This is a genomic window from Desulfotomaculum defluvii, assembly GCF_054657375.1.
Genome location: NZ_BAAHYV010000007.1, coordinates 416782 through 429322, shown reverse-complemented (window position 1 = coordinate 429322; position 12541 = coordinate 416782). Strand labels below are relative to the sequence as shown.

Below are 12541 nucleotides of genomic sequence, written 5' to 3'. Positions count from 1 at the left end.
TTATAATTTTCTAAATATATTGAATTATAACATAATTGTTTTCGGATATAACAGATAAGAACGACAGTGAAGAATAAATCCACTGTCGCATCTTAATAAATTTACTTAGATTTAACTAAACCTTTGGTTGTACTCCTTTTTTTAACTGACGGCCTACCTCTGTCTGGATCAACTATAACCCCTTTGTATACTCCTTTTTTATCAATTCTTATTTTAAGCTCTTTTTCAAATCTTTTAATAATATTAAATTCCCTTTCTGTAACAATGGTCACTGCCGTACCTTGCTGGCCGTTTCTGCCAGTTCTACCGGCCCTATGCAAATATTCCATCGATTCTTCGGTTAAATCCATATTAAAAATGTGAGTTACACCCTTAATATCTAGACCCCTGGCAGCGATATCCGAGGCCACTAAAACTTGGTTTTCCTCTCCTCTAAAGGCCTCTAAGGACCTCTGACGCTCTTCCTTGGACACTCGGCCTAAAATTTTGTAAGCTTTGTAGTGATGGTGTTGAAGCTTTTCTGTAATTCTTTCGATTTCCTCACTACTATTGACAAAGACAATTGCCTTCTTTGGTTTATAGGCAGCCAGCAGTTTTCTTAAAACCTCAAGTTTATCCCTTTGACTACCGGCAATAAAATAATAATGAGAGATATTTGTATTTACCAAAGTCCTATCTGCAATCCTTATAACTTCAGCATCCTGCAATAACTCCTTAGCTATTATTAATGCCTTTTCATTTATGTGTGCTGCAAAAACCATCAATTGTCTATCCTTCATGGTAGCTTTAATAACTGCTTTTACGCGATTAATATCATTTTGGTCCAGAAGTCTGTCACCTTCGTCTATGACGATGGTTTTAATGGTATGGGCACTGATCTTTTTCCTGCTGATAAGTTCCTGAATTCTTCCCACTGATCCTACAATAATATGGGGTTTCTCCCTCAGGGTCTCTATTTGTCTTACTATATTAACTTCCCCAATAATTGGCGCAGATGTAACCGCTAAGCCGGAATTTTCGGAGAGGATCCTTATCTCCCTATGAATCTGCATAACCAATTCATGGGTTGGTGCCAAAATAATGGCTTGCATTTCCCTTTTATCACTATTGATCTTTTGAAAAAGTGGCAGTAAATAGGCCAATGTTTTGCCACTTCCAGTCTGTGATTGTCCGATAAGATCCCTATTTGTCAATAAAACTGGTATTGCTTGGGCCTGAATCTCGGTAGGTTGAGTTATGCCTACCTTTTTTAAACCTTCTATAAGTTTTGAATTTAATCCTATTTCTTCAAAATTTGTCATGTTATCTCCTGTAGAATATTTACCTGCCATCTATTTGGTAGTATTTTAACCTAGATTATGATATCCTAAGCTTCTATTTTTCCTTCAGAAATAGGACAATGTCAAATTCGCCGATAGTAGTTTTTAAAGGTAATAACAGAGCTTTTTCCTTGGCCAGGGATAAGGATTTGTATTCCCCAACAAATACCTGTGGTGTTACAATATCGCAAATGTAATTGTTAGCTGCCAGGTTTGTCACTGCATTACCACCAATGATATTAGCTACCTCGCCAATGGCTGAGGAGACAAAGCTATCTATTTCATTCATTTCCATACCGCTCATAATTTTAACCATTTCTAAACTCATATCTTTGGGGAAGTTAAATAATACGGTTCCCTTGATATCACCAGTCATACCAAGAAGAACGCTGGCATCTTTACTAGGAATCATATCTTCCAATAACCTTAGTGCCCCTCGTTCAACTTTTAGATCCAGCATCAAAGCAAATACATCAATGGTTGCTTGGAAAAAGGAGTTCACATATTCTGCTTTCATCAGATTTCCCCCCCTTGACCCTCTACATATTCGCCGATTTTCTGATCCATAGCAGCCACATGCATAATCAACCAGGCCATTAGTTTACCGCCAAATTCTTGTACAAGTTCCTCACTGTAGCCCTCTTGTTCCAACCGCTGGACATAGCCATTTACATCTGCTTTAAATTTTGCATGGACCTTTTTGTGATTTTCCAAATCGGGATATTTGATTTTTTCTTGGTAAATTTCCTCTGCATTAAAATGAACCACTACATATTCTTGCATAAATTCCATGTTTTCTTTTACTTTACTAAGCTTAGATTCCCAATCACCCTCTCCTCGAACCGTTTGGATAAAATCCGATACCCGTTTAAAAAGCTCTTCATGCTGCTTATCGATGAGAGGTACGCCAATTTTATACTTCTCTTTCCACATCATCTAAATCCCGCCTTTCAATTCAAAACTGTAACTAGCAAAAAGTGGATAATGGTTCACATCATAGTAATATATTACCATATTGTTCTATTTCATTAGCTAATTAATAATCATTAGTATTGGAACTTAAGGAATTTGTCACTTTTTTGAAATCAACTGACTAAGTCTCATGGCATAAAAACTTGCAATCTTAATAAAGTTTTCCTTTTTTAACATTTCCCGTTACATAAAATAAGTGTATTATGATAACTAGAAAATAAAGTAAAGGATTGATGAAGGTGGATGCAAGTGAATCACTAAAAAAATATACCCTTTTGGTGGCCTGTGGGGCATCCTTTTTGACTCCCTTCATGGGCAGTGCTGTTAACCTAGCTATACCATCAATTGGCAATCAATTTAATGGTAATGCTCTTTTACTTAGTTGGGTAGCTACCAGCTATTTATTGGCCTCAGCCACCTTTCTGGTACCCTTCGGTAGACTAGCGGACATTGTGGGCAGAAAAAAGATATTTTTATTTGGGATCACTGCCTTTGCCCTGTCCTCTGTTCTCTGTGGCCTAGCCTGGTCCATACACTCATTAATTTTTTTGCGGGTTTTGCAGGGTATTGGTAGTGCTATGATCTTTGGTACCAGTATGGCTATTTTGACCTCGGTTTTTCCACCTCAACAGAGAGGTAAGGTTTTGGGGATTAACGTAGCAACCGTTTATACTGGTCTATCTCTAGGTCCGGTACTGGGTGGTTTCCTGAACCATAACTTAGGTTGGTCATCGATTTTTTACTTGACAGCTTTTATTGCCTTTGCTGTACTATTCTTTGCCGTTGCCAAGTTAAAGGGGGAGTGGGCTGGTGCCAAGGGAGAACCCTTTGATCTGTTAGGATCGATTCTCTATTCAGTGGGTTTGGTGTCCTTCATGTATGGAATTTCAGCCATTGATTCAGTTGTTTGGGCTAAATATGCCCTGGTCATTGGCCTGATAGTATTAATCGCCTTTATCCGCTATGAAATGAAGGTTAGCCATCCTGTATTACATTTAAGTCTTTTTAGTAAAAACATCACCTTTGCATTCTCTAATCTAGCAGCACTCATTAACTACAGTGCAACTTTTGCCTTAGGATTTTTACTCTCCATGTACCTGCAGGTGGTATTGGGTTTCAACTCCCAAACAGCTGGTTTGATTCTCCTTTCTCAACCAGTGCTGATGGCTCTGTTGTCACCCCTTGCAGGAACCATATCTGATCGTATTGATCCTCGGATTGTTTCTTCCTGGGGTATGGCCATTACCACCCTTGGGTTATTCGTATTTTGTTTCTTAACCAAGACCACTCCAATTTGGTTAGTGGTAATTAACCTTGGTTTGCTGGGCATTGGCTTTGCTTTGTTCTCATCACCGAATACCAACTCCGTAATGGGATCGGTAGAAAAAAGATTTTATGGGGTAGCCTCTTCCACCCTGGGCACCATGCGACTTACCGGTCAAACTATCAGCATGGCTGTAGTAACCTTGCTGTTAACCATTTTTATTGGTGATGTAAATATAAATTCAGTAGACCCAGACTTACTCATTAAAGGTACTAGGACTGCCTTCATTGTATTTACCGTAATGTGCTTTGGAGGAATATTTGCCTCCTTGGCCAGGGGAAAAGCCCGTACCAGTGTGCAGCAAGCTAAAAAATATTAAGTTATAATTCCCAATGGATCATGGAAAATAAAAAGAGAGTCAAGGAAACATCCCTTGACTCTTTTCTCTACCTATAAAAATAATTCTGGTTCTCTCCTACTGGCAAAATCAACTTCTAATTCATATTTATGTCTTAAATAATCAGGGTCATCGTAATACTTCGCTTCTGTTGGGCAGTTTTTAATACAGGCACCACATTTAATACAAATTCCATTTAATTTTGAGACATCATCATAATCAATGGAGCCCATAGGACAGACTTCTACACATAGCTTGCAATCATTGCAATTGCTATTTGTTTTTGGCGTAACTTTCCTAATGTCAACAGAGGCACCTTCATTGTTTTTGGGCTTGTAATAGTTTCTATAAGGTATATTCCCTTTTACATCTACTATTTGCCAAGTATCTTGAGACGTTAATTTATTATATATTTTATTGGCAAAATCACTTACGATGGCCATATCTTTGTCATCTGGTCTGTCCTTGGCAAGGGTTTTAGAAAATGAGTGTTCCCCTATAAAAGCACCTCCTGCAATAACTTTAAAACCGCATAACACAAGAATATCTCTTAACTCTATTAAAGCATCGTCATAATTTCTGTTGCCGTAGACAACTACAGCAACAGCTAACGCACCATTACCTTTAATAGTATTTAAAAAATTTAGTAATACATTTGGCACCCTTCCTGCATACACTGGAACCCCTATAATGACAATATCCTTTTCTGAAAAAGAGCATTGTTCTTTTCTTGCGCCTGGTAATGTAAAATCAATGCTATTTATGGTTGTTTTCTCTGGGATATTCTCTGAAATTTTCTTTGCTATGCCTGAAACTATCTTACTAGTTGTTCGCGTGGGACTAAAAAACATTGTATTTATTTTTTTATTCACCCTGACCCCTCCCATGTTAAAAAAATTCTTTCTTATCTTATCTGCATCTCTAAATAAACAAAAATAGCCTAGGCTATTTAGATTAGGTAATTCATTCTTCGACCAAGTTCTTAACACCTTCTTAAAATTAAAAATTTTCAATAATTTATTTCATTAGTTATATGTTTGATATATACCTATTAACTAGTTATTTATAATCTTTTTTGTAACCTTCTACGGTTCCCTATCAATAATAGAATTCGATTGCTAAAAATATACCTTCTTGTTGTCATCCAGCTTGTTTTAGGAAAAAGAAAATCCTCCAAGTTAATAATAAACTTGGAGGAAATACATGCTAATAATTATTTTATTATTAACCAGTAATATCGGAGTGGTATTCTTGTAAAGACTTTTTCTTAGACTCTGACAAACTATTTTTTATATAGGCTGCAATACCCTTTGCACTTGCTAGAGCTGCAGTCATGGTGGTGATATAGGGTACTTTGTGCTTGATGGCTATCTTACGGATATATGAATCATCCAATTCACTAAGTTTAGTTTGTGGTGTGTTAATGATCAGATTTATTTCCTTGTTAGCAATGCTATCGGCTATGTTGGGTCGTCCTTCAAAGATCTTTTTAATATTCTCACAGGGAACGCCATTTGCTATAAGGAATTTGCAGGTCCCTGCTGTTGCTCTGATTTTAAAGCCAATATTAGAAAATTCCTTGGCTGCCACAAGTACGTCTTGTTTATCACTATCATTCACACTAATCAGCACAGTTCCCGAGGTAGGCAGTGATATCTGTGTTGCTTCCTGAGCCTTGTAGTAAGCAAGTTCGAACGAATCCGCCATGCCCAATACTTCTCCGGTTGAGCGCATTTCGGGTCCTAATACTGGGTCAACCTCAGGGAACATATTAAAGGGTAGTACCGCTTCTTTGACCCCATAATGAGGGATTTTTTTATTTACAAGACTGTCCATGGGATACTCTTTACCAGCATAGTCAGCCATGATGATTTCTGTGGCTATGCGAGCCATGGGGATATTGCAGACCTTTGAAACAAGAGGAACTGTTCTTGATGCCCTTGGATTGGCTTCCAGAACATAAACTTTGTCGTCTGCGATGGCATATTGCATATTCATAAGGCCAACAACTTTCATTTCTTTAGCAATCTTCTTGGTATATTCCACAATGGTGTTCATATGTTTCTCTGCTATGCTAACAGGAGGAATAACACAGGCGGAATCCCCAGAGTGGACGCCAGCATATTCAATATGCTCCATCACAGTTGGCACAAAGGCATCTTTACCATTGGCAATGGCGTCTGCCTCTGCTTCAATGGCATGTCCCAAGAACCGATCCACCAAGATCGGTCTTTCAGGGGTAACTCCCACTGCTGCAGCCATGTACTTGCGAAGCATTTCCTCATCATGAACGATTTCCATACCCCTGCCCCCAAGAACATAGGAAGGGCGAACCATTAAGGGATAGCCAATTTCCTTGGCAATGGCAATAGCTTCCTCAATATCAACTGCCATACCTGACTCAGGCATGGGAATACCGAGTTCTTGCATCATACTGTTAAACCTATCACGGTCTTCAGCCAAGTCAATGGTTTCCTGGGATGTACCAAGGATTTTTACACCAGCCTGTTCAAGTTCCTTTGCAATATTAAGAGGAGTCTGACCTCCAAATTGAACGATTACACCAAGGGGCTTTTCCTTCTCATAGATACTTAAAACATCTTCTACTGTAAGTGGTTCAAAGTACAGCTTATCGGAGGTATCGTAGTCAGTGGAAACAGTTTCCGGATTGCAGTTAACAATAACTGTTTCAAAACCTAGATCTTTCAGAGCAAAGGCTGTATGAACACAGCAGTAGTCAAACTCAATACCTTGACCTATTCTATTGGGCCCACCACCCAGAATCATAACCTTTGGCTTGTCACTTACTGAGGTTTGATCTGGAGCATTGTAGGTAGAAAAATAGTAGGATGCATTTTCAACGCCACTTACAGGTACTGCTTCCCAGCCCTCAACGATACCTAAAGCAGTTCTTGCCTTACGGATTTCTGCTTCGCTCAGATTTAATAGCATAGCTAAATATCTATCAGCAAAACCATCATTTTTAGCCTTGATTAACAAATCATCCGGCAATTTTACACCCTTGTATTTCAGGATTTCCTCTTCAAGAAGAACAAGCTCCTTCATTTGTTCAATAAAATAGGGTTTTATATAGGTTATTTTATAAAGCTGATCAATGTCTGCACCCTTACGAAGTGCCTCATACATGATAAACTGACGCTCACTGGTTGGTTCAGTAAGCATAGAGAGTAATTCATCAAGGGAATACTGATTAAAACTTTTGGCAAAACCCAAACCGTAACGATTGATTTCCAGAGAACGAATGGCCTTTTGTAAAGCTTCCTTATAGTTTTTACCAATACTCATAACCTCGCCAACTGCACGCATCTGGGTCCCTAGTTTGTCTTGGGCACCAGGGAACTTTTCAAAGGCCCAGCGGGCGAATTTAATAACAACATAATCACCGGAAGGAGTATACTTTTCTAGGCTTCCATCCCTCCAGTAGGGAATTTCATCAAGGGTTAAACCAGCTGCCAGCATGGCAGAGACAAAAGCGATAGGGAAGCCCGTAGCCTTTGAAGCCAGTGCTGAGGAACGGGAAGTACGGGGGTTAATTTCAATAATAACAACCCTGCCGGTTTTTGGATCATGGGCAAACTGAACATTGGTTCCCCCAATTACTTCAATAGCTTCCACAACAGCATAGGCATACTTTTGTAAGCGCTGCTGCAGCTCAGGGCTGATGGTAAGCATCGGAGCTGCACATAAGGAATCACCTGTATGTACCCCGATGGCATCAATGTTTTCAATAAAACAAACCGTAATCATCTGGTTTTTACTATCTCTTACAACTTCTAGCTCAAGTTCCTCCCAACCGAGAACCGATTCTTCTACAAGAATTTGTCCCACCATACTGGAAGCAATACCACGATTGGCAATGGTCCTCAGCTCTTCCACATTATAAACAAGTCCCCCACCGGTACCACCCATGGTATAAGCAGGTCTGATAACAACAGGATACCCAAGCTCCTGTGCTATTTTTTCAGCCTCTTCAACACTATAGGCTGCCTGACTGCGGGGCATTTCGATACCAAGCCTGCTCATTGTTTCCTTGAAGGCAATGCGGTCCTCGCCGCGTTCAATTGCGTCTATCTGAACGCCAATAACTTTTACTCCATATCTTTCTAAAATACCGCTTTTATTAAGCTCTGAGCAAAGATTGAGAGCCGTCTGCCCACCCAAATTAGGCAAAACAGCATCAGGTCTTTCCTTAACAATGATTTCAGTAAGACTTTTGACATTTAGAGGTTCTACGTAGGTCGAATCTGCAATTCCAGGGTCAGTCATAATGGTAGCAGGATTGGAATTTACTAGAACTATTTGATAACCTAAATTTCGTAAAGCCTTACAGGCTTGGGTTCCAGAATAGTCAAACTCACAGGCTTGTCCAATTATAATAGGACCGGACCCTATGATTAAAATTTTATTTATGTCCGTTCTTTTTGGCATGTTAGTCCTCCCTTTAAACCATTTAGTAATGTCAATCAAAAAGTTGACCACCGTGACAACCAAAAAATTGACCACCCTCGAGGCGGTTTATTGATTTAAATCTGGGTCTAGTTTTTCCTTGCTCTCTTTAAATCGGTAAGACTCACCCACAAACGGAAGTACATGGGCATGGTGCGTTAACCGATCTAGGAGAGCGATTGTTAGTGCATTATCCCCAAACACCTCCTCCCAACGTGAAAAATCTAAGTTTGTAGTTATGACCAGGCTTCCCTGTTCATAACGCTCAGAGCAGAATTGGAAGAGAAGGGGGCTACCGGTACCAAGGTTTATGTAGCCAAGCTCATCTAAAATAACAAGGTCATATTTATTCCAGATCTTAAGGTACCTCGGGAGGCGATACTCACTCTCTGCCTTTAAAAGTTCTTGAATAAGGTCATAAACCTTTATGAATCTTACCCTGTATCCCAGCTGAATAGCTGTAATCCCAATGGCTGTGGCAATGTGCGACTTACCAGTGCCAGATTGGCCTATGCAAATGACATTTTCTCGTTCTTTGATGAATTTGCATTCTGCCAAGGAGATAACCTTTGTCTTAGGAAGTTTAGGAATACTGGTGAAATCAAAGCTTTCCAGAGTTTTAATTTCACTAAATTTAGCTTGTTTCAGTCTTGTAGATAATCTTTTTTGAACCCGTATTTCAACTTCCTTAGCTAGACAAGCAGCTAAAAATGAAGTGGGTGTCTGGTTTTGTTCCATGGCATCCCGGGCCAGTTCTCGGAAAGAAGCTTTTAACCCTGGAAGCTTAAGTTGCTTGCAGTAGATATCCACCATGGCCTCCCGTGGATCTAAATGCTCACTCATGTTGTGGCACCCCCTATGAGGTAATTAAACTTAGAGGGGCTGTCAACGGGAATGTCCAGGTTGGGAAGTGTATTGGTGGCGACCCCTTTGACTGTATGTTTTATTCTTAATCCTTTAGATATCAACAACTGTCGTATGTGCTCAAGCCCTATGTAGCCTGATTTTAGACTATCTTCTACGGCAGTTAATACATCTTTGAAATTATACTCCATGTTTAGGAGAAGAATTTTAGCATATTCCCGATATCCTTCCGGAGAACGTTTACACAACATAACCCTTAGTTTTTGGTAAACTTCAGGAAGCTTTCTAACTACCAGGGCATTCTTGGCAGCCCTTGGCTTCCGTGCAATTACAGGTAGATAGTGTTCCAGTTCCATGACTTTTTCGCCACGTTTATAGGAACGGTTATGAATAGCTACTAATTTGTTACTGTCATAGACTTCTAGCTTATCCACAAATGCTTCTACCCGGAGTCTTTTGTGTCCACAATCCATGGGAACTGAGTAATAATTGCGTTCAAACTGGAACAGAAGTAAACTGTTAGCCTTAACTACGTTGGTTTTACAACATCTAAAAGGACTTGCTGGCAAAGGTCTTAATTCCAGGCGTTCCAATTCCCAATTTTTAGCGTTAGTTTGGCGTTGTTTTTCACACCAGCTTATTAATTTCTGATTTAGTTCTTCAAGGGAATTAACCCGTGGTAAGGGAACCATGGCATTACGCCTTACATATTTAACAAGGTTCTCTACGGTACCCTTCTGGTTAGCCCTACTAGGGGTGCAAAACTCACTGTCAAATAGGTAATGGGCTCTTAGGCTAGATAACATGGTGTGTTCAACCCTATATGGCCCTTTTAAAATCTTAGTAACTGCTGTCTTTGGGTTATCATACACAATGGTCTCGGGTACTCCACCTAGCCACTCAAAGGCAAGTCTATGACCTTCTAGAAATGCTTCTAATTTTTCAGTAGGAGAGGCCCAAACAAATGGAACTAAACTAGCTTTAAGTCTTAGACAGAAAAGGCAAACCTCGGTTAAGCGATCATTGATGTAGACCTTTGCTCTGCCCCAGTCTACCTGGGCTTGCTCACCCCAATCAGCTGTAAGTGGAACGAACACCTCTTTAGTTGTATTTCTTTCTAACTGGATGAAACGTCTTACCGATGATTCGCTGCCAGTAAAGTCAAACTCTTCGCAGAGTCGGTTAAAAATACGTCTGGCAGTATGCCGTTGTTTAGGAGGCTGGGTTTTATCGAATTCTAGCCATTCCCTAATGATATTTTTGTATGGGTCCATAACTGGACAAGGCTTGTTTTGGGATAGGTTGTATTTTGGTATGTCTGAGCTTTGAAGAGCTTTACGGACGGTCTGCCGTGCAACGTTAAGGTTACGGCTGATTTTACGTATTGACCAACCTTCAATAAAGTGCTTTTTTCTGATATACTCTATATCGACCATCTTGAGCATGTCCTTTCCTCCTGTATGTTGTTGTCTCGTCAACTTCAATCATACAGGATAGGGCTCTCGGGGTGGTCAATTTTTTTATTATCACTGGCCACCAAGGTGGTCAACTATTATGTTAGCACTACTACCATTGAATAATAAATATTTAGGTTTGTATTTTTATACATTTTTATGCATTAATATGATATCATCAATTTTATCATATTGTTAATAATGTACAAGTAGCAGTTTTTAAAAAATTTAACTTAAAACAAAAATTTTCTTTAACACATTGTTACAAATCTATTTAATCCATAAAATTAAAAAATACCCCTCACTTCTTTACTGAGGGGTATTTTGCTTCCATTCAACCCAAGTTATACCATTATTACAATTTCAATTCCAAATAGCTTAAGGTTACAGGTTTTTCAAAAATAGGCGAATTACATCGGCTCCGCCGATAAAGGTTCCTATTGAACCTCCCAAGTTGGCTAATGATACTATCAAAAGAATTCTCGTCACCTTATTATTCCAGAAACCTTTGAGGCTAAAAATATCTTCGGTCAGATTTTCAAAATCCCTTACACTGGGTCGACGTATATAGGCCTGTGTAAGTCCAGCAAACCACCCAGCTGCTATCAATGGATGTAAGGTAGTAATGGGTGCTACAACAAAGGCAGTAAGAATAGTAAGGGGATGTCCAAAAGCAAGGGCAGTTCCCAGAGCTGCAAAGGATCCCGTCCAGAGCACCCAACTTATTGATTGTTTAGCCCCAACAACAGGATTAGTGATAAAGGTATAGGCTATCAGTGCAATAAAAAGGATCGGAATAGCCCAGACTAAAATTTTTGTAATGTTAGATTTAGCAGGTAGCTGAACTAATTTGGTTAAATCATGTTCTTTTTTTATTTCTTCTTTAATACCTGGTACATGGGCAGCCCCCAGTACTGCAACAACCTTGTTACCCGGAGCTTCTTTTATTTTCTGTGCTAAATATTGATCCCGTTCATCAACTAAGGTAGTCTTTAATTTGGGAAAGGATTTTGTAAAATCACTGAGTATAGAGTTTAGCATATCTTGGGATTTTAATTTTTCCATTTCCTCTTCCGTAATGCTCTCATCATCGAAAATACTAAGGATAAGATCCTTAGCAAGCCTTAGCTTACCCCAAAATCCTACGCTATGCCAAATACGGGCAAAGGTAATTTGAATATTTCTATCGGCCAATACTAAGCTGGCACCTATTTCTTTTGCTGAGTTAATTCCCTGAATCATCTCTTGTCCTGGATTAATACCAAATTGGTTAGCCATACGTTTTTGAAAGGATGAAGCTAAAAGATTAACTAAAAGCAGCGTGGCTTTGTTTTCTTTAATTATCTTAAAAATATCCGTATCCTGCCATTTACTTCCTTCGGTTATGGTTTGATATCTTTGTTCATCCAACTCTATACAAACAGAATCTGGTTTTTCAGCTTCAATAACTTCCTTAACTAGTTCTGCACTGCGTTTTGATACGTGGGCAGTACCAATAAGAATAAATTCTTTGCCATCTAAATTTATTCTAGTAATGTTTTCCATTTCTTCCGACATGAATTACCTTCCTTTGCCTTAGAGTCTCATCTTATCTTTCTCTCCTCGGAATGGCTATTTTATTTTGGACACTCCAAATCTATGAGCAATTTTAATAATGGCAATAATATTTCACCTACATAAAAATGCTATATTCTATTTAATTTATCAATACCATCTTAATTTTGCTCATAAAAATAAACTCCTGAATCATTATATTGTACTATACACAATATTGTAAAGCAAAAGCACCTACCTGATGGCAGAT

General features: G+C 39.0%; 9 protein-coding genes. 1 reads left to right on the top strand and 8 read right to left on the bottom strand.

The window, feature by feature from the left end:
- Window positions 1–101 precede the first annotated feature (101 nt).
- From ACYQ03_RS09125 to ACYQ03_RS09115, 3 genes are all read right to left on the bottom strand, one after another.
- Window positions 102–1301, bottom strand: coding sequence for a DEAD/DEAH box helicase (locus ACYQ03_RS09125; RefSeq protein WP_459909378.1), 1200 nt, complete (start codon window positions 1299–1301; stop codon window positions 102–104).
- A gap of 73 nt (window positions 1302–1374) precedes the next feature.
- Entirely contained in the window at window positions 1375–1836 is a 462-nt protein-coding gene (locus tag ACYQ03_RS09120; RefSeq protein ID WP_459909377.1) for a chemotaxis protein CheX, read from the bottom strand.
- A complete protein-coding gene (locus ACYQ03_RS09115) occupies window positions 1836–2255 on the bottom strand; it encodes a bacteriohemerythrin (RefSeq protein ID WP_459909375.1) in 420 nt (139 codons plus the stop codon). Before ACYQ03_RS09115 ends, ACYQ03_RS09120 begins: the two co-directional genes overlap by 1 nt.
- Before the next feature lie 275 nt (window positions 2256–2530).
- On the opposite strand from ACYQ03_RS09115, the gene ACYQ03_RS09110 reads away from it, so the two are divergent.
- Window positions 2531–3934 (top strand): MFS transporter, encoded by a 1404-nt coding sequence (locus tag ACYQ03_RS09110; RefSeq protein WP_459909373.1) that lies wholly within the window; start codon window positions 2531–2533, stop codon window positions 3932–3934.
- 71 nt (window positions 3935–4005) lie between these two features.
- On the opposite strand, the gene ACYQ03_RS09105 is transcribed toward ACYQ03_RS09110, so the two are convergent.
- The 5 genes from ACYQ03_RS09105 to ACYQ03_RS09085 all read right to left on the bottom strand — a co-directional run bounded on the left by ACYQ03_RS09105 (window position 4006) and on the right by ACYQ03_RS09085 (window position 12294).
- Window positions 4006–4824 (bottom strand): EFR1 family ferrodoxin, encoded by an 819-nt coding sequence (locus ACYQ03_RS09105; protein WP_459909372.1) that lies wholly within the window; start codon window positions 4822–4824, stop codon window positions 4006–4008.
- Window positions 4825–5176: 352 nt separating this feature from the next.
- The gene (gene carB, locus ACYQ03_RS09100; protein WP_459909370.1) at window positions 5177–8401 is read right to left on the bottom strand and encodes a carbamoyl-phosphate synthase large subunit; all 3225 of its coding nucleotides are present in this window, start codon (window positions 8399–8401) and stop codon (window positions 5177–5179) included.
- A gap of 87 nt (window positions 8402–8488) precedes the next feature.
- Entirely contained in the window at window positions 8489–9262 is a 774-nt protein-coding gene (gene istB / locus ACYQ03_RS09095) for an IS21-like element helper ATPase IstB (RefSeq protein ID WP_459909266.1), read from the bottom strand.
- A complete protein-coding gene (gene istA / locus ACYQ03_RS09090; RefSeq protein WP_459909265.1) occupies window positions 9259–10728 on the bottom strand; it encodes an IS21 family transposase in 1470 nt (489 codons plus the stop codon). Before istA ends, istB begins: the two co-directional genes overlap by 4 nt.
- A 393-nt stretch (window positions 10729–11121) precedes the next feature.
- Complete coding sequence (locus ACYQ03_RS09085) at window positions 11122–12294, bottom strand: TraB/GumN family protein (RefSeq protein WP_459909369.1); 1173 nt, start codon at window positions 12292–12294, stop codon at window positions 11122–11124.
- Window positions 12295–12541: the final 247 nt, after the last annotated feature.